The sequence below is a fragment of the Kribbella sp. NPDC049584 genome, from assembly GCF_040675555.1.
GTDB lineage: Bacteria > Actinomycetota > Actinomycetes > Propionibacteriales > Kribbellaceae > Kribbella.
The window spans coordinates 227,729-250,975 of the sequence record NZ_JBFAPF010000011.1 but is presented as its reverse complement, the minus strand read 5'-3'; the positions used below and the strand labels follow the sequence as shown (position 1 = coordinate 250,975).

Genomic DNA, 23,247 nt, shown 5'->3' with positions numbered 1-23,247 from the left:
CTCCGGTCTAGACAGAAGTTCGGCTGCGGAGGCGGCGGAGCATGCGGGCGTCCTCGAAGCCGACGGTGCGGGCCGCCGTTTCGATCGTGGTGCCGTGGCCGATGAGGTGTTCGGCGCGTTCGAGGCGGAGGAGTTGCTGGTAGCGGAGCGGCGTGAGGCCCGTCGCGGTGGTGAAGATGCGGGTCAGGGTGCGCTCGCTGACGCCGACCTGGCCGGCGAGATCGGAGAGCAGGAGGCGATCGGCGTACCGGGAGTCGATGACGTCCTGGACGCGGTGGGCCAGGTCGCTGAGATGCCCGCGATGCCGGAGCATGGCCGACTCCTGCAGCTCATCACCGTTGCGCCGGGCGTAGACGACCATCTCGCGGGCGACCCGGGCGGCCGCCTCCGCGCCGTGGGCGACCGCGACCAGGTGGAGGGTGAGGTCGATACCGCTGGCGATGCCGGCGGAGGTGATGACGCGGTCGTCCTCGACGTACAGCACATCGCGCACGATGGCCGCCCGCGGGTAGCGGGCGGCCAGTTCGTCCGTCAGGTCGTGGTGGGTCGTGAACCGCCGGCCGTCGAGCAGACCGCTGGCGCCGAGCGCGTCAGCACCCGAGCAGACACTCGCGACCGTGCCGCCTGCCGCGTGGTGGTCGCGCAGCCGCCGGCGGGTCGCCGGACCGATCGGCGGGACCGGCGAGAGCCGTGGAGATCGCCACCCCGGCACGACGATCAGGTCGTCCGGTCCGATCTCCGGCCAGTCCAGTTGTGCCCGTAACGGCACGCCCTGCGCGGTTGTGACCTCTTCGGACTCGGCCACGTAATGCACCTCGTACCCGTACCCGAAGTCGTTCGCGGTCGTGAACACCTGCGCCGGCCCGGCAAGATCCAGCAGGTGCACCTTGGGCACCAGCACGAAGACCACCCGGGTGGGACGCATTCGGTCAGGATGCCACGGGTACGGCGGTGAGCTCGTCGAGTGTCCGGATCGTGGCGAACCGGCCGGCCAGCACGTACTCCGTCCGCTCGGCGACCTGCTCGGCGGTCAGGGTCCGCGGATCGGCGACGATCTCCTCGACGGATGCCTCGTCGCGGATCGACCAGTGCGCCAGCGCCATCGTCGCGGTCGCCTCGGTCACGAACACGACGTCGTACCCGAGGTCGGAGCCGACGCGGGCCGTCGTCTCGCAGCACTGCTCCGTACGGATGCCGCTGACAACGATCTCGGAGATGCCGTGCTGGGTCAGCAGCTGCTGCAGATTCGTTGTGGTGAAGGCGTTGTGGGACGTCTTCGTGATCATCGGCTCGGTTGGCAACGGTTCGAGACCGTCGATGAGCCGGACCTGTCCGTTGGCCGGGTCGAACGCGCCGCCGGTGCCGGGCTCGGTGTGCAGCACCCAGACGACGAGGTCGCCCTTGTCACGGGCGGCCTGCACCAGACGGTTCACCCGCTCGGCGATGTCCGGGTGGTTCACCAGTTGCCAGTTGGGGCGGACCCGGAAGGATTCCTGGACGTCGATCACGATCAGTGCGGTTCGGCTCATGACCCCAGGATCGCCCGCGGACGGCGTACCGGAGAAGGCTCGATCGAGGCCCGGACCGGACCGATCTGGTCATCACGCCCACGACCGTGAAGAGATCGGACGAATTCACACCGATCCGAACTGTTCCAAACACCGGTCTGGCGCGCTTATCGTGCCAAGGGTCTGCTTCTACAACGATTGAGGGGATTGCGATGCCCGATCACCTGCCCCGCCGCCAGGTCCTCCGGACCGCCGGCGCACTGGGCCTCGGTGCCGCCGCCGCGGGCGCACTCACCAGCACCGCGGACGCCACGAGCCACGCCGGTGGGAGGCCGGATAGGTTGGCCGCCATGGGCGAACATCACGGCAAGCTCGACATCCGTAAGGACCCGTTCGGCACCACCCCGGACGGCCAGGCAGTGGACGTGTACACGTTCACCAACGGCCGGGTGACGATCTCGATGCTCACCTGGGGCGCGACGATCCAGCGGGTCGAGACGCCGGACCGCCGCGGCCGGACCACGAACATCAGCCTCGGCTTCGACAACCTGCCGGACTACGCGGCGCTCAGCCCGTACTTCGGCGCGACCATCGGCCGCTACGGCAACCGGATCGCCAAGGGCAGGTTCACGCTCGACGGGACGACGTACCAGATCCCGATCAACAACGGCGAGAACGCGCTGCACGGCGGCACCATCGGCTTCGACAAGAAGCTCTGGAAGGCCAAGGTCGTCAAGTCCGACCAGGCCGTCGGCGTCGCGTTCACCTACGTCAGCCCGGACGGCGAGATGGGCTTCCCTGGTGAGCTCACCAGCACCGTCACGTACACGCTGGACCGGCGCGACAACCTGCGGATCGACTACCACGCGACCGTCGCGGGCAAGGCGACCATCATCAACCTGACCAACCACGTGTACTTCAACCTGCTCGGTGAGGGCAACGGCACCATCTACGACCACGTGCTCGAGCTGAACGCCGCGAAGTACACCCCGGTCGACGTGAACCTGATCCCGACCGGCGAGATCGCACCGGTCGCCGGCACGCCGTTCGACTTCAACCGGCCGACCGCGATCGGCGCCCGCCTGCGCGGCGACCACCAGCAACTGATCTTCGGCCGCGGGTACGACCACAACTTCGTCATCGCCGGCCACCCGGACCACGACGGCATGCGCCTCGCGGGCCGCTTCTGGGAGCCCGAGCACGGCCGCACGATCGAGGTCCGCACCGACCAGCCCGGCGTCCAGTTCTACAGCGGCAACTTCCTCGACGGCACCTTCCTCGGCATCGGCAACAAGGCCTACCGCCAGGGCGACGCCTTCGCCTTCGAGACCCAGCACTTCCCCGACTCCCCCAACCACCCCAACTTCCCGTCCACGGTCCTCCGCCCCGGCGAGACCTACAAATCCACCACCGTCTACAGCTTCGGCACCAAGTAGGCGAGCAAACGACAGGAGGTGGCCCCGGCTACCTCCTGTCGTTTGCGACGCGCGAACCACCGAGCAAGGGTCACCTAACTTGCTTAGGGTTGGGCCATGGTGCTGGAGATCCCGTTCGAGGATGCCTTTCAGTTCGATCCGTCGCCCACGTTCGCAGAGCTGCGGGAGAACCAGCCGGTGGCTCGGGTGCGGACGCTGGCGGGTGCCGAGGTGTGGCTGGTGACGCAGTACGACGATGTGAAGCTCGTGCTGGCGGATCCGCGGTTCTCGCGGGCCGCGGTGGTGAAGCAGGGAGCGCCGCGGGTCGCGCTGGCGAAGCCGATGCCGAACAGCCTGACCACGACCGATCCGCCGGAGCACACCCGGCTGCGAAGGTTGGTGGTGCCAACGTTCGCGCACCGGAAGATCGAGCGGACCCGGCCGTGGGTGGCGGAGCTGTCGGCGCAGCTGGCCGACGATGTCGCGCGTGCCGGTGACGGTGCCGACATCCGGCAGCTGGTCGCGTTGCCGTTGCCGATCCAGGTGATCTGCCAGCTGCTCGGCGTACCGTATGCGGATCGTGCGCAGTTCCGCGAGTGGACCGAGCTCGGGTACAGCATGAAGATGGCCGAGAAGGACCTGGTCGAGGACGCGATGACCAGCCTGACGGCGTACATCGCGGACCTGGTCACGAAGAAGCTGGCGAACACCGACCAGCCGGCCGAGGACCTGCTCGACGAACTCGTGCGGGCACGCGAGGAGGGCGATCGGCTCAGCCAGGAAGAGCTGATCGCGTTCGGCGTGAACCTGCTGGTCGCCGGTCACGAGACGTCGGCGAACCAGATCTCGAGCTGCGTCGCGACGTTGCTGCGCTGGCCTTCGAACTGGGAGCGGCTGGTCGAAGAGCCCGAGCTGGTCCCGACCGCGATCGAGGAGCTGCTGCGTTTCAACCGCTTCAGCGAGGTCGGTCAGCTTCGGGTCGCGGTCGAGGACATCGAGCTGCACGGCGTACAGATCAAGGCCGGCGAGGGCGTGATGGCCGCGCTCAACTCGGCGAACCGGGACCCGCGCGCGTACGACGCACCGGACGAGCTCCGCGTGGATCGGCCGGACAACAAGCACTTGTCGTTCGGCTTCGGGCCGCACTTCTGCCTCGGCGCTCAGCTGGCGCGGATCGAGCTGCAGGAATCGTTGCTTGCGCTCGTACGCCGGTTCCCCCGGATGAGCCTCGCGAAGCCGGCCGAAGAGCTCGAGTGGCGTCGCGTCCTGGTCAGCGGTCTCGCGGAACTGCCGGTGAACCTCAACGTCTGAGGCTCACCGGCAGCTCGATCAGTTCTGCGAGGCGAACACGACTCCGTGCTCGGTCTCGTACTGCTCGATGAAGCGCGCGGCCATCGGCTCGCTCGACGCGATCGCATCGGCCAGCGTCTTCGCCGTACGCTCGTGGCCGGCCGGCCAGTCGGACAGCAGGGCGTACGCGCGCATCCGCTTCTTCTCGAGCGCGGTCGGCTCCGGCTGGTCCTCGACGACCACCGGCTCCGGGTCGGGCAGCACGGGCTCGACCTTCGGCGTGGTGATCAGCGCCGGCGGCTGCGGGTCAGCCGGCCCGGCGAACGGCGATGGCGGCTTCGGCTTCTCCACCGTCGGCTCGGCCTTCGGCTGCGGCGCGAACGGCTTGAGCTTGCCCGAGGCACCGTTGGTGTTGCCGTTGACTACATGCTGCGGTTCGCTCTCGTCCTCGACGACGACCGCCTCGGACACGTTCCCGCTGTCGGTGGGGTCCTGGTCGACGATCGCCATCAACTCACCGGTCCAGGCGTCGTCGTCACGCAGTCCAACCCCGGTGCCGTCCGCCCGCCGCGGCTGACCACCTTCGAGCACCCAGACGGCGGCCGGCACGGCCGGAACCTCCTCGGGCTCTGGCGGCGGCGAGATCGCCTTGGTCAGCTTGTTGGTGATGACCTCGTAGTTGATCCGCTCCTCGAGCATCCCGGCCAGCCGGTCCGGGTCGTACGTCGTCTCGGCGATCTTCGCCAGCCGCTCGTCCTGGTGCTCGGACCGGATGTACTCCGCTACGGTGCCGGCGATTGCCTCGCGACGACTCCGGTTGCGGATCTGGTGCTGGGCCGCACGGAGGCTCTCGTACAACCCGTAGCCGTGCTCGATCGCCAGCGACCGCGCGAGCCAGGTGACCCGCGGTTCGCGGGCCCACTGCACGATGCCGTACACCGGACCGGTCTCACGCATCTGGCCGGCACGGCGCAGTGCGTCACGACGACGGGCCGAGCTGTGGATCAGCCAGAGCACGTACGCGAACGCGGACAGGCCGCCGAAGCCGAAGGCAAGGAACCGCTCCTCCGGCCGCCAGTGGCCGACCACGTTGAACACGACCGCGACGAGCGCCGCGAAGAACGACATCGCGCGGTAGGCATAGGCCTGCTCGCCCTTGCGCCGGCGCAGATCGGCAAGGGCCGCGGTGGCGACGCCACCGAGCTCGAGCACCGCGACCGCCGGCGTCACGAGGATGATCTTGAGCAACGGTGAGAAGCCGTCGCTCGGCCAGGGGATGTGGGTCACGCCGGCCCAGACCTGGCCGACCAGCGCCGCGGCGGCCGCGGTCGCGTAAAAGGCGTAGGCGACTTTGTCCGCACCGGTAAGGGGTACGTTGACCAGTTCGCCAGTACTGGTGCTGCTGGTGTTCTCCTGCAAGACGTGCACTCCTGACCGGTTTGGGCTCTCCGGCAGTTCGTCGGGTGGGTGGAACGGCGGCCCCCATATAGCGCGCTGCACGAGGCTACCGGTTTCCGGCCCCGGAAGGGGAGGCGAATCCGGAAACGTCTCGAACCTCCCCACAACCTCCGTCATTCAAACGACTCATATCCTCGCATCCATGGTCCCGTCCGTGCGTAGCGTCCCCGCTCCCGACGCCCTCGCCGCGCACCTCGCCGGCCGGTACGGCCTCGGTTTCACCGGCGCCGTCCTGCTGCGGTCGCTGGTCAACGACGTGTACGAGCTCGCTGCGGACGACGGCGCGCGGTACGTCCTCAAGCTCTACCGGTACGACGGCCGCCATCCCGACGAGATCCGTTGGGAGACAGGGCTTTCGGCCCATCTGCGGTCGGCCGGCGTACTCGTTCCGTCGGTGGTCCCACTGCTCGACGGTGACACGGTCGGACTGCTCGACACACCGGAAGGGCCCCGCACGTTCACCCTCTCGTCGTACGTCGAGGGCAGCAAGCCGGAGCCGCCATTCACCGACGGGTTGTACGCCGCCTTCGGTGCGCAACTCGCCGCATTCCACAATGCCGCCGGCAACTACACGTCGCCGTACTTCCGGCGGCCGGCCGATGTCGCCCATCGGCTCGACGAACCGCTCGAGCAGATTCTCGCTGTGGACAACTCGGAGGAAAACCTGCTCCGCTCGCTGGCGGATGCTGTACGGAACAACCTCGCGCAGTACTCAAAGGCAGGAACCTGCCACGGCGACGTCACGCTGGACAATATCTTGTTGACCAATCAGGGACTGCTCTGAGTTCACAGCCAGGTGCCAGGGAACGTGGAGCCTGCTTGAGGGCTGGGCGCACAGGCTGGGGGTATGAGGGTTGCGGCGCGGTCGTTGAGTGTGCGGGTCGCGGCGGCGATGGTGGTGCTGGTCGCGGTCGTGTGTTTTGTGATCAGCGCGCTGACGACCGCGGCGATCAGCTCGTACCTGACCAAGCAGCTCGACGGAAAGGTGGCCGCGACCCAGGGCCGTGCGATCAACGCACTGACGCACGGCGACCCGACCGGACCGCCGCGGGACGCTCCGCACGGACAGGACGCGGGCACGGTGACCGTGTACGTGACCTCGACCGGGGCCGCGGGCAACGTGATCACCGCCGACGGCACGCTCACCGAGCTCAGCGACCAGGCGGTCGGCGTACTCGACGATCTGACCGCGGGCCAGAACAGCACGGTCGAACTGCCGGCTCTCGGCGAGTATCGCGTGCACGCGTCCAGCGTCGATTCAGTCACGGTGATCACCGGGCTGCCGACGAAGGACATCCAGAACACCGTCAACAGCCTGATCGGCTGGGAGGTGCTCTTCGGCGGCATCGGCGTACTGACCGCGGGCGGCGTCGGTGTCTTCGTCGTACGGCGTCAACTGCGGCCCCTGCGTCGAGTCGCGCAGACCGCCCGCGAGGTGGCCGGTCTACCGCTCGACACCGGCGAGATCGGGGTGACCGCGCGGGTGCCGGATCAGCTGACCGACGAACATACGGAGGTCGGCCAGGTCGCGGTCGCTCTCAACACGCTGCTCGGTCATATGGAGAACGCCCTCGACGCACGACACCGCAGTGAGCAGCAGGTACGGCAGTTCGTCGCCGATGCGTCCCACGAGCTCCGTACGCCGCTCACCACGATCCACGGTTACGCGCAGCTGAGCCTCCGCCAACGCGATCCCGAGCTCTACGGGCACGCCATGGGAAAGGTCATGGTCGAGACCACCCGCATGGCGTCGTTGGTCGAGGATCTCTTGCTGCTCGCCCGCCTGGACGCCGGCCGGCCGCTCGACCGCCACCCGGTCGACCTGTCCCGCCTCGCCCGTGACTCGGTCACCGATGCCCAGATAGTTGCCCCCAGCCACCATTGGGAGTTGGAGCTGCCACCTGACCCGATCGTGATCATCGGCGACGAGCAGCGCCTCCACCAGGTCGTCACCAACCTGCTCACGAACGCCCGCCGCCACACCCCGGCCGGCACCACGGTCACCGTCGCAGCCAAGCTCGCCGGCAACTCCGCCGTACTCACCATCCACGACGACGGCCCGGGCATCCCCGCGGACCTACTCCCGAACGTCTTCCACCGCTTCACCCGAGCCGACACCGCCCGCACCAGCACCACCGGCGGCACCGGCCTCGGCCTCTCCCTGGCCCGCTCCATCACCGAGGCCCACCACGGCACCTTGACCGTGACCTCAACCCCAGGAGACACAACCTTCGCCGTGACGCTGTCCGCTTGAGTCGGCCTCCCCGAACGATCTCTTATCTGTTCTTCGTCCATGGGGCGCCGAGTTCGCTGAACAGCGCCAGTTCGTTCGAGGCTCGGTCGAGCCAGGTTTCGATGTCGAGGATGATCGGTCGGCGTTCGAGTCCTTCGCCTTCCCAGCGGACGAGGTTGGCGGGGATCTCGCGTGGCGGGGTCGCGAGCCGCACGGCCTCGACGACCTTCGTGAACCCGCCGGTCGCCGAGAGCGGGACGTACAGCGGTACGGACGGATCCGCGCGATGGTCGAGCAGGTTCTCCAGCAGGTCGGCCCGCTCGCGCTTCTGGACGGTCATGCAGCCGTCCTGGTGGAGCTCCAGAGTGTCCGACGCGTAGCGCAGTACGGCACGCCCCGTCGAGCCGTGCACGATGACGGCCGGCTCGAGGTGCTCACCCGCGCACAAGGTGACCGCGATCAGGATCGTCGTACCGCGGGCAGTCACGATCCGGACCGTCGACGTGTCGTCGGACTCGATCGGATTCGCGCGGTACAGCTCGGTCTCGACCGAGAGTAGGTCGTCCACGCCGGTCGACCGGTCCAGCAGCAACGCCGCCGCAGTCGCATGCGCCAACGGATTCGTCACCGCGCCGTCGACGACATCCACGCCGTCGAGCCGACGCTTCCCGGCCCAGCGCGCCCGCTGGAAGTACTTCGCGGTCCGCACCCATTTGCCGACCGCGCTGATCCCGCGGATCTCACCGAGCTGACCCGCGGCCATCAGGTCCGCGAGCTTCAGTGTCGCCTCGGATGCCTGCGCCTGGAACCCGACCTGGCAGGCGCGACCGGTCTCCGCGACCACGGCAGACAGTTCCTCGAACTCGGCCAGCGACGCGGTCGGCGGCTTCTCCAGCAGTACGTCGGCACCGGCTCGCATCGCCAGTTCCGCCAGCGGGAGGTGCGTCTGGATCGGCGTACTGATGATCACGACATCGACGTCGGTTGCCGCGAGCAACGCCTCGAGACTGTCGAAGGCGCGCACACCCTCGGTCGGACGTGGATCGGCGACGCCCACCAGCTCGGCCCGGCCGGCCTCAGCCAGCCGGGCGACGTTGCGAACATGGGAGGCGCCGTGGCCGTGGACTCCCGCCACGGCCACGCGCGGCCCCGTCATCGGCAATCAGTTGCTGTCAGCAACACTATTTGAGCTCCCCGTTGACCTCGTCCAGGAATGCCTTGGCGGCCGCATCCGGAGCCTGCCGGCCGAACAGTACCTCGGTGGTGTACCGCTGGATGATCTTCTCCACCTGACCACCACCGACCGGCGGCGCCGGCGACGGGTCGCCGAGCTCCTTGCCGATGTCCTGGATGAACTTCGCGGACGCCGCGTCGGCCGGCTTCAGCTTCGGCGTCACCGCGGTCCGGATCTCGGTGTTCGGCGGTACGCCGCGCTCGGCCAGCAGCACGTTGCCGGCGGCGGGGCTGTTCGCCAGGTAGTTCACGAAGTCGGCGGCCTCCTTCTGGTGCTTCGACCGCGAGGAGATCGACCAGAACATGGAGCCCTTGTAGTAGGAGCCGTTGTCGGCGGCCTTGCCGTCGGTGCTCGGGATCCGCAGCAGCTTCAACTGCTGGCCGGACGCCTGGCTGAACGCGAGCAGCTGGTTGCTCCAGATGAAGCTCATCGCCAGCTTGCCGGTCGCCATCGCGGACTGGTCGAGCGCCGCGTTCATGTCCTGCGAAGTGAACTCCGCGGACGGGATCGCCTTCATGTCCCGCAGCTTCAGCACGTACTTGAAGAAGTCGGTGGTCTTCTCCGGCGAGACACCGAGCTTGCCGTCCTTGGTCCAGAGCGACTCACCGTTCTGCCGGGCCCACAGGTTCAGGCCGGCCTCGTTGGTGCCGAGCGCGCCGGTCCCCCATCCCTTGCCGTTGAGCTTCGCCGAGATCTCCGCGGAGATCCGGGCGAAGTCGTCCCAGGTCCACGTGGTGTCGTCCGGGATCGCCACACCGGCCGCCTTGAACACGGCCGGGTTCGCGACCACCGCGAACGAGTTGATGCCGGCGTTCAGGCCGTACAGCCCGCCGTCGAACTCACCGGCGCTCAACGTGTCCGGCTCGAACTTTCCGGTGTCCAGGCCCTGCGCCTTCTTCAGGTCGAGCAGCGCGCCGCGGTCGGCGTACTCCCGCAGGTACTTCTCGTCCATCTGGATGATGTCCGGGGCGTCGTTCGCCGCGACGGTCGTCGCGAGCTTGTCCCAGTAGCCGGACCACTCGCCGAACTCACCCTTGATCGTGACGTTCGGGTGGTCCTTCTGGTACGCGTCGATCACCTGCTGGGTGAGCTTGGTCCGGGTGTCCGACCCCCACCAGGTGAACCGGAGCGTGACCTTGCCGCCGGCATCGTCCGACGACCCGCCCGGACCGCCGGAGTCGCCGCCGCAGGCGCTTGCCGCCAGCAACGTGGTGGCCAGGGCCAGGGCCGTTGCCACGCGGGGGATGTGCAGCCTCATGATGTGCACCTTTCAGGGGTTACTTGATGCCGGTGGTCGCGATGCCCTTGATCAGGAACCGCTGGCCGAACAGGAAGGCGAGGAAGACCGGGACGAGGGAGACGACCGACATCGCGAACATCGATCCCCAGGAGCTGCTGGAGGTCGAGTCGACGAAGCCCCGCAACGCGACCGGGACGGTGTACATGTGCGGGTCGGTCAGGTAGATCAGCTGGCTGAAGAAGTCGTTCCAGGTCCAGATGAACGTGAAGATCGTCGTGGTGGCCAGCGCCGGCACCATCAGCGGCAGGATCACCCGCAGGAAGATGCTGCCCCGGCCGCAGCCGTCGATCCGGGCGGCCTCGTCCAGCTCGCGCGGGATGCCGCGGATGAACTGCACCATCAGGAACACGAAGAACGCGTCCGTCGCCAGCAGCTTCGGCACGATCAGCGGCAGGAACGTGTTGATCCAGCCGGCGTGCGAGAACAGGATGTACTGCGGCACGATCACCACGTGGATCGGCAGCATGATGCTCAGCAGCATGATCGCGAACCAGAACTTCTTGCCCACGAACTCGAGCCGGGCGAACGCGTACGCCGCCATCGAGCACGAGACCAGATTGCCGAAGATCGAACCGAGCACCACCACCGCCGAGTTCAGCAGGTAGCGGGTGAACGGCTCGGTCAGCGCGTTCCAGCCGACCCGGTAGTTGTCGATCCGCAGGTCCTTCACCAGGATCCCGGGGTCGCGGAAGATCTCGTTGCCTGGCCGCAGTGAGCTGACCACCATCCAGATCACCGGGTAGAGCATCACCAGCGCGGACGCCGCGAGGACGACGTGGATCACCAGCGGCCGGACCCGCGCCCAGGTGACGACGCCGGTCCGCCGGGCGGCGACGGTGGTGCGGAGCGTTTCAGTCGTCATAGAACACCCAGTACTTCGAGAGGAGGAAGTTCGCCGCGGTGAAGATCCCGATGATCACGAGCAGGAACCAGGCCATCGCGGACGCATAGCCCATGTCGAAGTTCCCGAAGCCCCGGTCGTAGAGGTACAGCGTGAAGAACATCGTCGAGTCCGACGGACCGCCGCTGCCTCCGGAGACCACGAACGCCTGCGTGAACGCCTGGAACGCGTGGATGATCTGCAACACCAGGTTGAAGAAGATGATCGGCGTCAGCAGCGGCAGCGTGATGCTGACGAACCGGCGCAGCGTCCCGGCGCCGTCGACCGACGCGGCCTCGTAGTACATCGACGGGATCTGTCTCAGCCCGGCCAGGAAGATCACCATCGGCGAGCCGAACGTCCAGACGTTCAGTACGACGAGCGTGCCCAGCGCCGTACTCGGGTCGGAGATCCAGCCCTTGCCGTGGATGCCGACGACATCGAGCAACTGGTTGAGCAGGCCGGTCGTGCCGAACACCTGCCGCCAGAGGATCGCGATCGCGACACTCGAGCCGAGCAGCGACGGCAGGTAGAACACGGACCGGTAGAACGCCATCCCGCGGACGCCACGGTCGAGTACGACGGCCAGCAGCAGGGCGATCGCCAGTTGCAGCGGGACCGACACGAACACGTAGGTGAACGTGACCCGGAGTGAGTTGTGCAGCCGCTCGTCGGACAGCATCCGGGTGAAATTGTCCAGGCCGATCCACTTCGGAGCCTGGATCAGGTTGTAGTCCGTGAAGGACAGGTACAGCGAGGCCAGCATCGGCCCGATCGTGATCAGGAAAAGCCCCAACAGCCAGGGCGCAAGAAAGAGGTAGCCGGCCAGGTTGTCCTTCTTCTGACCTGCGGTTTTCTTCCCCCGGAGGCTGCCGAGCTCACCCAGCACACTCATCGTCGTAGCACCTCCGGACAGTGGTGGAAAGCGGTTGGAAAGCGCTTGCCTTGGTCGGTCAAACTAGTACAAGAAACCGGTTCCCGCAAGGGTTCGCCGACCTAGGGGCTGTCCGGATCCGGCCGTCGTGCGAGCTATTGACAGGACAAAGTTCCGGAGCGACAGTTCTGAGCATTTGGCAACCGCTTACCGCCCAGGAGATGCCGATGCTGCGACGTACATTCCTCACCGGTTCGCTGACCACAGTCGCGCTCGGCGCACTGCAACCGACCACCGCGCGTGCTGAGGTAGCTGGTGTGGACGACGACTTCCTGACCCTGCTGACCAGCGCCAACCAGGCCCAGATTCCGCTGGTGCTGGCGAACTATCAGAACGCCGGCGACAGCATCCGCACCGTCGCGCGAAAGGCCAGGCGACTGATCTCCGGGTACGTGTGGGGCAGGTCGTCGTACCACCACGACGCCACGCTGCTCGGGCCGCTCGGCTGGCTGGTCGACCAGCTCGCGGCGCGGCAGCACGACGACGGTCTGTATGACGTCGGGAACCTGCACTCTCCGCCGGACAGTTCGTTCGCGATCCAGGACGTGTGCGTGCTGTACGCGCTGCTCGACGCGGATGACTCGGCGGAGACGGCGTCGCTGCGTACGACGCTTGCTGCCGTGATTCGCAAGGCGGCGCCTGCCCTCGCCGCCGGCGGCGTACACACGCCGAACCATCGGTGGGAGGTGTCGGCGGCGCTCGCACGCGCGCACCACCTGTTCCCGGACCGGCGGTACGCGGCGCGGATCGATGAATGGCTCGACGAAGGCATCGACGCGACCCCGGACGGGATCTACAGCGAACGCAGCTCGACGTACGCCGCCGAGGTGACGAATCCGTGCCTGCTGACCATCGCCTGGCTCCGCGACAGGCCGGCGCTGGTGGAGTACGTACGACGGAACCTCGAGGCGACGCTGTATCTCTTGGAGCCGAACGGCGAGGTCGACACGACGGCCTCGCGGCGCCAGGACCAGAAGGGTCTGCGCGAGGTCTGGTGGTACCTGACGCAGTTCCGCGAGCTCGCGCTGCACACGAACGACGGCCGGTTCACGACCGTTGCCAAGAGCATCGAAACGCGCGGCACGGGTGAGCTCGGCGACTTCCTGGCGGAGGTACTCGAGCGGCCCGAGCTGTCAGCCGTCTTGCCGACTGCGGCGGCGGTGCCGACCGATTTCGTCAAGCACTTCCCGTCGCAGGCGTCGGCACGCGTACGCCGCGGGGCGCGGACCGCCACCGTGTTCGGCGGCACGGACTTTCACGACATCCCGGTGATCTCGTCGGGGCTGTCCACGAACCCGACGTTCTTCAAGCTCCGCAACGGTGCGGCGATCCTCGACTCGGTCCGGTTGTCGCCGCAGTTCTTCAGCACCGGTCACTTCCGCAGCGACGGTCTGCAGGTGTCCGGGAACACGTTCAAGCTGTCCTCCGAGGTGAGCGTCCCGTATCACCTGCCGCTTCCGAAGCGATATCGCCGGGCTGACGGGCGCTATGCGTTGACCCCGGAAGGCCGTTTCTACGCGTCGATGGATTTCGGCCACCGCCCTAAGCAGTACCGCACGTTGCGCACCGACATCGCTGTCACCGACGTTTCGAACGGGTACGACCTGATCTTCGAATTCGACGGCGACGAAACGGCGTACGCGATCGAACTGTGCTTCCGTCCCGGTGGGACGCTGGCGGGCGTCGACGCTTTGGATGCCTCGGGCAACTATCAGCTCGTCTCCGGCACGGGCACCTACACCGTCGGCTCGGACCGGATCGAGTTCGGTCCCGGGAACGGCGCCGCGCGGGTGCCGATGGATCCGGGCGAGCGGTACACGTACCTCGGCGGCAGCCTGACCCCGGACGGTCTGCGCGTCTACCTGACCGGCCGGATTCCCGGGCGCCAGACCCTTCGGCTCCGAGTGTTGTAGTAATTCGAATTATCACTGTCTTTTTCTTGACGATGGACCGTCGTCGGGCTACTGTCGGGCGATGCCACAGAAGGCGACCCGGCTGACCCAGCGCGACATCGCGCGCCTGGCGAACGTCAGCCAGACGACGGTCTCACTGGTGCTGAACAATCGCAGTGACGCGACCGCCCGGATCCCGGCCGAAACCCGGGACCGGGTGCTCAAGGTGATCCGCGAGACCGGGTACCAGGCGGATCCGCTGGCCCGGCGGATGCTCAAGCAACGCAACCAGATCCTCGGCGTGTTCACGTACGAGTCGGTGTTCCCGAGCACCAGCGGTGACTTCTACTACCCGTTCCTTGCCGGCATCGAGGACCGCGCCGAGCGCCTCGGGTGGGACCTGCTGCTGTTCACCAGCGCCCCGGTCACGGACGGCCACCGCCGGATCTTCCACGAGAACAACCGCCTCCGCATCGCCGACGGCTGCCTGCTCCTCGGTCGCGAGGTCCCCTCCGACGAACTCGCCCGCCTGATCGCCGAGGACTACCCCTTCGTCTCGGTCGGCCGCCGTAACGACGCCGGTGCCCCCGTCCCCTCCGTAGGCGCCGACTACACCACCGCCACCCACCTCCTCGCGGACCGAGCCCTCAAACTCGGCCACCGCCACCTCGCCTACATCGGCCCCGCCACAGGCCCCGGCCCCATCCCCGAATCCTCAGCAGACCGCCTCAAAGGGTTCCGCCAGGTCGCCGGCCCCAAGCCCCTCGTCCTCTCAACCACCAGCCCCGACCCGGCCCCCTCCGGCAGTCGTCCCCAACCCACCGCGCCGCAGGCGCGGTGGGTTGGGGAGGTGTTCGACGTATTGCTTGAGCGGCGGATCACCGCCGTGTTTGTGGAGGAGCGGGCGGATGCCGTCGCCCTGTTGAGTGCGGCGGCCGCGCGCGGGATCGACGTACCTGGGGATCTGTCTGTGGTTGCGCTTGGCGACTCGACGCGTCCTGTGGCGAGTGACGTGGACTTCAGCGGGTTTCACGTGCCGCGGCGGGCGATGGGGGTGCGGGCGGTCGAGCTGCTCGAGGCGATCCTGAGCGGCACCGCGACCTCGCAGCAGATCTTGCTCCCGTGCGAGCTGACCGAAGGTACGACTCTCACTCCACCCAAAGGTGTCTGAATGCATACAGAGGTACTTGTGGTCGGCGGCGGGCTGGGCGGCGTTGCGGCCGCCCTGGCTGCGCTGCGTGCCGGTCGATCGGTCGTGCTGACCGAGGAGTTCGACTGGCTCGGCGGGCAGTTGACCAGCCAGGCCGTCCCGCCGGACGAGCACAGCTGGGTCGAGCAGTTCGGCGTGACAGCGTCGTACCGCGCTCTCCGCGACGGCATCCGCGAGTACTACCGCCGGCACTACCCGCTGACCGCCGCCTCCCGCGCGATGCCGCAGTTGAACCCCGGCGCTGGGTACGTATCCAAGCTCTGCCACGAACCGCGGGTCGCACTCGCGGTACTGGAAGCCATGCTCGCGCCGTACCGAGCGAGCCGTCGGCTACAGGTGCTCCAGCCGTACCGTCCCGTCGGCGCGGAGACCGACGGCGATCGCGTCACCGCGGTGACCGTGCAGCATCGTGATTCCGACGAGCAGTTGACCGTCACAGCGCCGTACATCCTCGATGCGACCGAGACCGGGGAGCTCCTGCCGCTCACCGGGACGGAGTACGTGACGGGGTTCGAGGCGCAGAGCGAGACCGGGGAGCCGAGCGCGCCGGCGCAGGCGCAGCCGATGAACATGCAGGCGGTCTCGTACTGCTTCGCGGTCGATCACGTCGACGGCGACCAGGTCGGTGACAAGCCGGCCAACTACGCCTTCTGGCGGAACTACCAGCCGTCGTTCTGGGGCGACCGCCTGCTGTCCTGGACCGCGCCGAACCCGCGGACGCTCGAGACGTCCCGCCGTTCCTTCACGCCGAACCCGGACGACGATCCCCTTGCGGTGGTTGCCGATCAGCGGCTGACCGGCGGCGACACGAACCTCTGGACGTTCCGCCGGATCGCGGCGCGCCGGCACTTCGTCCCGGGCGCGTACGAGAGCGACATCTGCCTGGTGAACTGGCCGATGATCGACTACTTCGAAGGCCCGGTCATCGACGTACCGGACGCCTCGAAGCATCTGGCTGCGGCGCGCGAGCTGTCGCAGTCCGTCTTCTACTGGCTGCAGACCGAGGCGCCTCGCCCCGACGGCGGCAGCGGGTTTCCCGGGCTACGGTTGCGCGGGGATCTGCTCGGTTCCGCAGACGGGCTGGCGCAGGCGCCGTACATCCGGGAATCGCGGCGGATCAAGGCGGAGTACACGATCGTCGAGCAGGACCTCTCGGTCGCGGTCCGCGGAGACCGGGGCGCGGTCGAGTACGACGACACCGTCGGGGTCGGGATGTACCGCATCGACCTGCATCCGTCGACCGGCGGCGACAACTACATCGATGTCGCGAGCAGCCCGTTCCGGATCCCGCTCGGTGCGCTCATCCCCCAGCGGGTCGAGAATCTCCTGCCGGCCAACAAGAATCTCGGCACGACGCACATCACCAACGGCTGCTACCGGCTCCACCCTGTCGAGTGGAACATCGGCGAATCCGCTGGTGCACTGGCGGCGTTCTGCCTGGATCGCGGTGCGACGCCGCGAGCGGTCCGCAGTACGCCGGCCCTGCTCGCGGAGTACCAGTCCCGTCTGGCCGCCGACGGCGTCGAGCTGAGCTGGCCGGAGGTGTCGGGCTACTAAAATGTCGGCGTGAGCTTCCATGCCGCTGCCTTCATCGCCACCAGCCTCGACGGCTACATCGCCCGCCCCGACGGCTCCGTCGACTGGCTCACCAGCCGAGCCGAACAGGCCGGCGAGACCGGGTACGACGAATTCATGTCCTCCATCGACACCGTCGTACTCGGCCGGAACACCTATCAACTGGCGCTGACGTACGACTTCTGGCCGTACGACGGCAAGCAGGTAGAGGTCCTCAGCTCAACCCTCGACCCGAACGCCGACGACCGCATCCTGGTCCACCGCACCCTGGACGCCCTGGTAGAAACCCTCACCGACCGAGGCGCCCAACGCATCTACACCGACGGCGCCCGAACCATCCAAACGTTCCTAGCCGCCGGCCTCCTCAACGAGCTGACCATCACCACAGCCCCCGTCCTCCTAGGCACCGGCATCCCCCTCTTCGGCCCTCTGGACTCCGACATCCCCCTGACCCACAACGCCACCCGAACCCTAAAAGCCGGCTTCACCCAATCCGACTACACAATCCAGCACTGACCACTCGAACGCTGGAGAGCCGCGGGCTCCTGCGTCACCTGTGGTTCAGGAGGTGGACTGCCTCTGCGGCCCAGTAGGTGAGGATGGTGTCGGCGCCGGCTCGGCGGATTGAGGTGAGGGTTTCCAGGATGGCTGCTTCGCGGTTGATCCAGCCGTTGGCGGCGGCGGCTTCCACCATGGCGTATTCGCCGGAGATGTTGTACGCGGCAACGGGGAGGTTCACGTGGTCGCGGACCTGGCGGATGATGTCGAGATACGCGAGGGCCGGTTTGACCATGACGATGTCGGCGCCTTCGGCGATGTCGAGGTCGACCTCGCGGATGGCGTCGCGGGCGTTGGCGTTGTCCTGCTGGTACGTCTTCCGGTCGCCGGTGAGCGACGAGTCGACCGCCTCGCGGAACGGGCCGAAGAATGCCGACGCGTACTTCACGGCGTACGCGAGGATCACGGTGTCGATGAAGCCGGCCGCGTCGAGCGCTTTACGTATGACGCCGACCTGGCCGTCCATCATCCCGGACGGACCGACGACGTGCGCGCCCGCCGAAGCCTGCGCAACGCCCATCTCGGCATAGATCGACAGCGTCGCGTCGTTGTCCACCCGGCCGGAGGAGTCGAGTACGCCGCAATGCCCGTGCGACGTGAACTCGTCCAGGCAGAGGTCCGACATCACCAGCAGCGAGTCACCCGCCTCGGCAACAGCATCGGCGATCGCGACGTTCAAGATGCCGGCCGGATCCAGGGCGCCAGAGCCAACGGGGTCCTTCACCGAAGGTACGCCGAACAGCATCACGCCGCCGAGACCGAGCGACGCCGCCTCGGCGACCGCCTTCCGGGCCGTGTCCCGGGTGTGCTGTACGACGCCCGGCATCGACCTGATCGGGATCGGCTCCCGGGCGTCCTCCCGGACGAACATCGGCAGGATCAGCTGCCTCGGCTCGATGACGGTCTCCGCGACCAGTCGACGTACCGCCGCCGACGACCGAAGCCGCCGCGGCCTGACCTCCGGGAAACCACCAGGCATGGAACTCAGCTCTTCCGACGAGATCCCGAGCGACGCTCGGACGGACGGGTGACCGGCTCACCGGCCTCCACCATGGTGTCACGCCGATCCGCCCCGAACCGGGCCAGGGCGTCGGCCAGCTCCTCGACCGACGGCGACTCGGCCATCGCGTCGACGCGCAGGCCGTGCTCCTCGGCGGTCTTCAGCGTGGCCGGGCCGATCACCGCGATCACCGTCGACGCGTGCGGCTTGCCGGCGATGCCGACCAGGTTCCGCACGGTCGAGGACGAGGTGAACACGACCGCGTCGAACTTGCCCGACTTGATCGCCTCACGGGTCGGCGCGGGCGGCGGCGCGGCGCGCACGGTCCGGTACGCCGTGACGTCGTCGACCTCCCAGCCGAGATCGGTGAGCCCGGCAACGAGTGTCTCGGTGGCGATGTCCGCGCGCGGCAGGAAGACCCGGTTGATCGGGTCGAGCACCTCGTCGAACGGCGGCCAGTCCTCGACCAGCCCGGCCGCGGACTGCTCACCGCTCGGGACCAGGTCGGGACGGATGCCCCAGGCACCGATCGCCTCGGCGGTCTTGTCGCCGACCGCCGCGATCTTCAGCCCGGAGAACGCCCGCGCGTCCAGCCCGTACTCGTCGAACTTCTCCCGGACCGCCTTCACCGCGTTGACCGAGGTGAACGCGACCCACTCGTAGCGTCCCTCGACCAGACCGCGGATCGCCTTGTCCATCTGCTGCGGGTTGCGCGGCGGCTCGACCGAGATGGTCGGAACCTCTTCCGGCATCGCGCCGTAGCGCCGGAGCCGGTCCATCAGCGGGCCGGCCTGGTCCTTGGTCCGCGGAACCAGGATCCGCCAGCCGAACAGCGGCTTGGTCTCGAACCAGGACAGCGCCTCGCGCTGCTCGACCACGCTGCCGACGACGATGACGGCCTCGCCGGTCACCTTCGCGGCGCGCAGGTCGGTGACGATCGTCTCCAGCGTGCCGACGACGCTCATCTGCGCGGTCGTCGTACCACCGACCGTCGCCGCGACCGGGGTCGAAGCGTCGAAGCCGGCCTCGATGAGGGCGGCAACGGTCTCCTTCAACGTCTCCGTGGCGTTCAGCAACACCAGCGTCTGCTTCGGCTGCAGCCGGGTCAGGTCGAGCTTGTTCTCGGCCAGGTCGACGACGGTGACCTCGCGGTCGCCCTTCACCGTCAGCGGGATCCCGGCGTACGTCGGGACCGCGCTCACCTCGCTCACACCTGGGACGACGTTGAACCCGATACCGGCCTTCTTACAGGCGGCGGCCTCCTCGGCGCCGCTGGAGAAGGTGAACGGGTCGCCGCTCAGCAGGCGTACGACGTTCGCGGCGGTCTTGGCGGTCTTCACCACGAGTCGCGCCCGGGCCGCGATCCGCAGTGCCCGGCTGCCCTCGGCGCCGGAGCCGTCGACGACTTCCACACCTGCCTTGCAGTAGGTGAGGAACGCGTCGTGTTCGGGGCCCTCGACAACGACCGCGTCGGCGTTGGCGAGCACGTCACGGCCGGCCAGCGTCAGCAGTGCGGGGTCACCGGGGCCGACGCCGACGAATGTCACGTGGCCGAGTGGTCTGGTCTGCTTGACGGTACTGGTCGCAGCCTTCTGAGGTGCCGCGGTGGCCGCTGTCTTCGCGCTCACGTCTGCCTTCGCCCTCGTCGTTTTCCTGCTCGTCTTGTGGGCCGTCTTGTGGGCCGCCGTCGTAGTGCCCTGTGCCGGTGTCATGTTCGCTCCAGCAGTTCGTTCGCCAGCGCCTTGCCGAGAGACACCGGGTCGTCCACCGGCCCGTTCGCGGAGAGCCGTCGTACGCCGTCGTCCTGGCCGAGCGCGCCCCGCAGCCACAGCTCGGGGCCGTCCTCACCCTCGACCACCTCGGCGAGCGCGCCGACCGGAGCCGTGCACCCTGCCTCGAGCGTGGCCAGCAGTTGCCGTTCCGCCGTCACCGCAGCGCGAGTGGCCGGGTCCTCGAGGTGCGCCAGGGCGGCTAGCACCTCGGTGTTGTCCGACCGGCACTCGATCGCCAGCGCGCCCTGCCCGGGCGCGGGCAGCATCTGGATCGGGTCCAGCGTCTCGGTGACCTCGGAGAGCCGTCCCAGCCGGGACACCCCGGCGCGCGCGACGATCACCGCGTCGACCTTGCCGTCGGTGACCAGCGAGATCCGGGTGTCCACGTTGCCGCGGACTCCGGTGCACTCGACGCCCAGGCCGAGCGCGTCGATCTGCGCGACGCGACGGGCGGCTCCGGTGCCGATGACCGAGCCGCGCGGCAGCTCGCCGAGCGTCAGCCCGTCCCGGGCAATGAGTACGTCGCGCGGGTCCTCGCGGAGCGGGATGGCACCGAGCACCAGCCCGTCGACCGGAGCGGTCGGCAGGTCCTTCAGCGAGTGCACAGCGATGTCGATCTCGTCCGCCAGCAGGGCGTCGCGCAGTGCGCTGACGAAGATCCCGGTGCCGCCGATCTGCTCGACCGGGGCACGGTTCACGTCGCCGGTGGTCGTGATCAGCACGAGCTCGACCTCGTGGCCGAGCGCCCGCAACTCGTTGGCGACGAGGGTCGACTGCGCGGTCGCGAGGGCGGAGCGACGGGTGCCGAGCCGGATCATGCCTGCTCACCTCCAGCGTGCCGCGCGTCCGCGGGCGTCTTGCTGGTGTCCTCGGGAGACTTGACCGCCGTCACCGCGTCCACCGTTGCCTGGTCGAGGGCGAACAGCTCGCGCAGCGCATCGGCGTACGTCGGTCCGCCCGGGTCTCCCCCGAGCTCCTTCACCCGGACTGTCGGGTTGTGCAGCAACTTGTCGACGACGCGGCGGATGGTCCACGCGACCTCGTGCCGCTGCTGCTCGTCGAGGCCGGGTAGCCGGCGATCCAGCCGGGCCAGCTCGGAGTCGACCAGCTCGGTCGCCATCGTCCGCAGCGCGACCACGGTCGGCGCGACCGATGCGGCCCGCCGGGTCGCCTCGAACGCACCGGTCTCCTCGCCGACGATCCGCCGTACCTCGTCGATGTCGGCTTCGCTGCCGCCCGCCGTACCGGCGAGGTCGGCGAGCGTGACCAGCGTGACGCCGGGGATCCGCGCCGCCTCGGGCGCGACGTCGCGCGGCAGGGCCACGTCGAGTACGCCGAGCGGCCGTCCGTCCGACGCGTTCCGGATCATCTCTTCGCTCAGTACGACGCCACGCGCGCCGGTGCACGACACGATCAGGTCGGCGTCGCGCAACGCATCCGGCACGTCGGCGAGATGGATCGGCGTACCGCCGATGCGATCGGTCAGCGCGACCGCGCGGTCATAGTTGCGGTTGGCAATGGTCACGCTCTTGGCGCCACCGTTGATCAAGGTCTGTGCGGCCAGCGAAGCCATCGAACCGGCGCCGACGATCAGTGCGCGGCGGCCTTCGAAGCCACCGACCGCCTCCAGGCCGGCCGAGACGACCGAACGGCCGGCGGAGTCGATGCCGGTCTCGGTCCGGGCCCGCTTGCCGACCCGCAAGGCGTGCTGGAACAGGGCATTCAGCTCGGTGCCGATGGTCTCCAGGTCCTGGCCGACGCGCAGCGTCTCCTTCACCTGGCCGAGGATCTGGCTCTCGCCGACGACCATCGAGTCCAGTCCGACCGCGACCTGGAACAGGTGCGCGACCGAGCCCTCCTCGAAGTGCACGTAGAGGTGCTCGGCCAGATCCAGCAGCGGCACGCCGGTGACGTCGGACAGGATCGCGGTGACCTCGTCCATCCCTGCGTGGAACCGGTCGACGGTCGCGTAGACCTCGGTCCGGTTGCACGTGGCAATGACTGCCGACTCGGCGACGGCCGGGGTGTGCTTGACGGCCAGGGCCAGCTTGGTCGCCGCGTCCGCGTCGAGCGCCACCCGCTCGAGGACGTTGATGTCGGCGGAACGGTGACTGATGCCGACGACCAGGTAACTCATGCGCCGACACCTCCTCCGACACTCGGAAGATCACTCAGACCGTTCATCGCTGGTAGTTCGGGCACCTGGGGGAGCGCCGCCTCTCCGGACTTTCGTTGTTCGTGGTACGCCAGGATCTGCAACTCGATCGAGAGGTCCACCTTGCGGATGTCGACGCCGTCGGGCACGGACAGCACCACGGGCGCGAAGTTCAGGATGCTGGTCACGCCGGCGGCGACCAGCCGGTCGCAGACCTCCTGGGCCGGACCGGCGGGCGTGGTGATCACGCCGATCGAGACCCGGTCGCGCTCGACGATGTCCTCGAGCTCGGCGAAGTCGCGGACCTCCATGTCGCCGATCCGCTCGCCGACCAGCTTCGGGTCGGCGTCGAGCAGGGCCACGATCCGGAAGCCGCGGGTGCCGAAGCCGGAGTAGTTCGCCAGCGCGTGGCCCAGGTTTCCGATCCCGACGATGACCACGGCCCAGTCCTGGGTGACGCCGATCTCGCGGGCGATCTGGTAGCGCAGGTACTCGACGTCGTACCCGACGCCGCGGGTGCCGTAGGAGCCCAGGTAGGACAGGTCCTTGCGGAGCTTGGCGGAGTTCACCCCGGCCGCGGTCGCCAGGTCCTCGCTCGACGCGGTGGCGATGCCGTTGTCCGAGAGCGCGGTCAGGGCCCGCAGGTAGACCGGCAAGCGCGCGACAGTCGCCTCGGGGATGCCGCGTTCGGTTCTCGTCGGCGGGCCGGGGCGACGGCTGCTGGCACGCGTCACAATTCTCCTGGGAGCGGTTGGTTCACCGCGGTCTGACGGCCGGCGGCGGTTCTTACTCTAGGAGCTTGTGAACGTGAGAACAAAATCGGCGAGGGTGAC

The 23,247-nt window shown here is 68.2% G+C and carries 20 protein-coding genes; 8 read left to right on the top strand and 12 right to left on the bottom strand.

Going from position 1 to position 23,247, the window contains the following annotated elements:
- Positions 1 to 7 precede the first annotated feature (7 nt).
- Together AB0J62_RS32130 and AB0J62_RS32125 are read right to left on the bottom strand one after the other, a co-directional pair.
- Positions 8 to 925, bottom strand: a complete 918-nt coding sequence (locus tag AB0J62_RS32130) for a DJ-1/PfpI family protein (RefSeq protein ID WP_363879022.1) — start codon at positions 923 to 925, stop codon at positions 8 to 10.
- Positions 926 to 929: 4 nt separating this feature from the next.
- Positions 930 to 1,529, bottom strand: coding sequence for an isochorismatase family protein (locus AB0J62_RS32125; RefSeq protein ID WP_363879019.1), 600 nt, complete (start codon positions 1,527 to 1,529; stop codon positions 930 to 932).
- Positions 1,530 to 1,720: 191 nt separating this feature from the next.
- On the opposite strand from AB0J62_RS32125, the gene AB0J62_RS32120 reads away from it, so the two are divergent.
- On the top strand, positions 1,721 to 2,944 hold the full coding sequence (locus tag AB0J62_RS32120) for an aldose epimerase family protein (protein ID WP_363879016.1): 1,224 nt from the start codon (positions 1,721 to 1,723) through the stop codon (positions 2,942 to 2,944).
- 96 nt (positions 2,945 to 3,040) lie between these two features.
- Positions 3,041 to 4,234, top strand: a complete 1,194-nt coding sequence (locus AB0J62_RS32115) for a cytochrome P450 (RefSeq protein WP_363879013.1) — start codon at positions 3,041 to 3,043, stop codon at positions 4,232 to 4,234.
- A gap of 18 nt (positions 4,235 to 4,252) precedes the next feature.
- Here the strand turns inward: AB0J62_RS32115 and AB0J62_RS32110 are convergent, their stop codons facing one another.
- Entirely contained in the window at positions 4,253 to 5,632 is a 1,380-nt protein-coding gene (locus AB0J62_RS32110; protein WP_363879010.1) for a hypothetical protein, read from the bottom strand.
- 181 nt (positions 5,633 to 5,813) lie between these two features.
- Here AB0J62_RS32110 and AB0J62_RS32105 point away from each other — a divergent pair, with 181 nt between their 5' ends.
- Positions 5,814 to 6,455: a phosphotransferase gene (locus tag AB0J62_RS32105; protein WP_363879007.1), complete on the top strand. Its 642-nt coding sequence runs from the start codon at positions 5,814 to 5,816 to the stop codon at positions 6,453 to 6,455.
- Between the two features lie 63 nt (positions 6,456 to 6,518).
- The gene (locus AB0J62_RS32100; protein ID WP_363879004.1) at positions 6,519 to 7,925 is read left to right on the top strand and encodes a HAMP domain-containing sensor histidine kinase; all 1,407 of its coding nucleotides are present in this window, start codon (positions 6,519 to 6,521) and stop codon (positions 7,923 to 7,925) included.
- Positions 7,926 to 7,947: 22 nt separating this feature from the next.
- Here the strand turns inward: AB0J62_RS32100 and AB0J62_RS32095 are convergent, their stop codons facing one another.
- Genes AB0J62_RS32095 through AB0J62_RS32080 form a run of 4 tightly spaced genes read right to left on the bottom strand, consistent with a single transcriptional unit; the run spans position 7,948 to position 12,213 of the window.
- Positions 7,948 to 9,060 (bottom strand): Gfo/Idh/MocA family oxidoreductase, encoded by a 1,113-nt coding sequence (locus AB0J62_RS32095; protein ID WP_363879001.1) that lies wholly within the window; start codon positions 9,058 to 9,060, stop codon positions 7,948 to 7,950.
- 25 nt (positions 9,061 to 9,085) lie between these two features.
- The gene (locus AB0J62_RS32090; RefSeq protein WP_363878998.1) at positions 9,086 to 10,396 is read right to left on the bottom strand and encodes a sugar ABC transporter substrate-binding protein; all 1,311 of its coding nucleotides are present in this window, start codon (positions 10,394 to 10,396) and stop codon (positions 9,086 to 9,088) included.
- A 19-nt stretch (positions 10,397 to 10,415) separates the two neighbouring features.
- Entirely contained in the window at positions 10,416 to 11,300 is an 885-nt protein-coding gene (locus AB0J62_RS32085) for a carbohydrate ABC transporter permease (protein WP_134109664.1), read from the bottom strand.
- Positions 11,290 to 12,213, bottom strand: coding sequence for a sugar ABC transporter permease (locus AB0J62_RS32080; RefSeq protein WP_363878994.1), 924 nt, complete (start codon positions 12,211 to 12,213; stop codon positions 11,290 to 11,292). Before AB0J62_RS32080 ends, AB0J62_RS32085 begins: the two co-directional genes overlap by 11 nt.
- 206 nt (positions 12,214 to 12,419) lie before the next feature.
- Between AB0J62_RS32080 and AB0J62_RS32075 the strand changes: the two genes are divergently transcribed.
- The 4 genes from AB0J62_RS32075 (at position 12,420) to AB0J62_RS32060 (ending at position 17,445) form a co-directional block, all read left to right on the top strand.
- Complete coding sequence (locus tag AB0J62_RS32075) at positions 12,420 to 14,165, top strand: hypothetical protein (RefSeq protein WP_363878991.1); 1,746 nt, start codon at positions 12,420 to 12,422, stop codon at positions 14,163 to 14,165.
- Between the two features lie 61 nt (positions 14,166 to 14,226).
- A complete protein-coding gene (locus AB0J62_RS32070) occupies positions 14,227 to 15,315 on the top strand; it encodes a LacI family DNA-binding transcriptional regulator (protein WP_363878988.1) in 1,089 nt (362 codons plus the stop codon).
- Positions 15,316 to 16,911: an FAD-dependent oxidoreductase gene (locus tag AB0J62_RS32065; RefSeq protein ID WP_363878985.1), complete on the top strand. Its 1,596-nt coding sequence runs from the start codon at positions 15,316 to 15,318 to the stop codon at positions 16,909 to 16,911.
- 9 nt (positions 16,912 to 16,920) lie between these two features.
- Positions 16,921 to 17,445: a dihydrofolate reductase family protein gene (locus tag AB0J62_RS32060; RefSeq protein WP_363878982.1), complete on the top strand. Its 525-nt coding sequence runs from the start codon at positions 16,921 to 16,923 to the stop codon at positions 17,443 to 17,445.
- A 34-nt stretch (positions 17,446 to 17,479) separates the two neighbouring features.
- On the opposite strand, the gene hemB is transcribed toward AB0J62_RS32060, so the two are convergent.
- The 5 genes from hemB to AB0J62_RS32035 are packed head-to-tail and all read right to left on the bottom strand — an operon-like array spanning position 17,480 to position 23,148.
- Positions 17,480 to 18,466, bottom strand: a complete 987-nt coding sequence (gene hemB, locus AB0J62_RS32055; RefSeq protein WP_363878979.1) for a porphobilinogen synthase — start codon at positions 18,464 to 18,466, stop codon at positions 17,480 to 17,482.
- Positions 18,467 to 18,471: 5 nt separating this feature from the next.
- Positions 18,472 to 20,199, bottom strand: a complete 1,728-nt coding sequence (locus AB0J62_RS32050) for a uroporphyrinogen-III synthase (protein ID WP_363878976.1) — start codon at positions 20,197 to 20,199, stop codon at positions 18,472 to 18,474.
- A complete protein-coding gene (gene hemC / locus AB0J62_RS32045) occupies positions 20,196 to 21,077 on the bottom strand; it encodes a hydroxymethylbilane synthase (RefSeq protein WP_363878973.1) in 882 nt (293 codons plus the stop codon). Before hemC ends, AB0J62_RS32050 begins: the two co-directional genes overlap by 4 nt.
- Positions 21,074 to 22,396 carry a glutamyl-tRNA reductase gene (locus AB0J62_RS32040; RefSeq protein ID WP_363878970.1) on the bottom strand — a complete coding sequence of 441 codons (1,323 nt, stop codon included), beginning with the start codon at positions 22,394 to 22,396 and terminating at the stop codon, positions 21,074 to 21,076. Before AB0J62_RS32040 ends, hemC begins: the two co-directional genes overlap by 4 nt.
- Positions 22,393 to 23,148 (bottom strand): redox-sensing transcriptional repressor Rex, encoded by a 756-nt coding sequence (locus AB0J62_RS32035; protein WP_130441960.1) that lies wholly within the window; start codon positions 23,146 to 23,148, stop codon positions 22,393 to 22,395. Before AB0J62_RS32035 ends, AB0J62_RS32040 begins: the two co-directional genes overlap by 4 nt.
- Between the last annotated feature and the right edge of the window lie 99 nt (positions 23,149 to 23,247).

Coding starts and splice junctions, on each gene's coding strand:
- AB0J62_RS32095 (WP_363879001.1), bottom strand. CDS start 9,060: ATGACGGGGCCGCGCGTGGCCGTGGCGGGAGTCCACGGCCACGGCGCC.
- AB0J62_RS32080 (WP_363878994.1), bottom strand. CDS start 12,213: ATGAGTGTGCTGGGTGAGCTCGGCAGCCTCCGGGGGAAGAAAACCGCA.
- AB0J62_RS32065 (WP_363878985.1), top strand. CDS start 15,316: ATGCATACAGAGGTACTTGTGGTCGGCGGCGGGCTGGGCGGCGTTGCG.
- AB0J62_RS32085 (WP_134109664.1), bottom strand. CDS start 11,300: ATGACGACTGAAACGCTCCGCACCACCGTCGCCGCCCGGCGGACCGGC.
- AB0J62_RS32075 (WP_363878991.1), top strand. CDS start 12,420: ATGCTGCGACGTACATTCCTCACCGGTTCGCTGACCACAGTCGCGCTC.
- AB0J62_RS32115 (WP_363879013.1), top strand. CDS start 3,041: ATGGTGCTGGAGATCCCGTTCGAGGATGCCTTTCAGTTCGATCCGTCG.
- AB0J62_RS32100 (WP_363879004.1), top strand. CDS start 6,519: ATGAGGGTTGCGGCGCGGTCGTTGAGTGTGCGGGTCGCGGCGGCGATG.
- AB0J62_RS32040 (WP_363878970.1), bottom strand. CDS start 22,396: ATGAGTTACCTGGTCGTCGGCATCAGTCACCGTTCCGCCGACATCAAC.
- AB0J62_RS32125 (WP_363879019.1), bottom strand. CDS start 1,529: ATGAGCCGAACCGCACTGATCGTGATCGACGTCCAGGAATCCTTCCGG.
- AB0J62_RS32120 (WP_363879016.1), top strand. CDS start 1,721: ATGCCCGATCACCTGCCCCGCCGCCAGGTCCTCCGGACCGCCGGCGCA.
- AB0J62_RS32130 (WP_363879022.1), bottom strand. CDS start 925: ATGCGTCCCACCCGGGTGGTCTTCGTGCTGGTGCCCAAGGTGCACCTG.
- AB0J62_RS32070 (WP_363878988.1), top strand. CDS start 14,227: ATGCCACAGAAGGCGACCCGGCTGACCCAGCGCGACATCGCGCGCCTG.
- hemB (WP_363878979.1), bottom strand. CDS start 18,466: ATGCCTGGTGGTTTCCCGGAGGTCAGGCCGCGGCGGCTTCGGTCGTCG.
- hemC (WP_363878973.1), bottom strand. CDS start 21,077: ATGATCCGGCTCGGCACCCGTCGCTCCGCCCTCGCGACCGCGCAGTCG.
- AB0J62_RS32105 (WP_363879007.1), top strand. CDS start 5,814: ATGGTCCCGTCCGTGCGTAGCGTCCCCGCTCCCGACGCCCTCGCCGCG.
- AB0J62_RS32090 (WP_363878998.1), bottom strand. CDS start 10,396: ATGAGGCTGCACATCCCCCGCGTGGCAACGGCCCTGGCCCTGGCCACC.
- AB0J62_RS32050 (WP_363878976.1), bottom strand. CDS start 20,199: ATGACACCGGCACAGGGCACTACGACGGCGGCCCACAAGACGGCCCAC.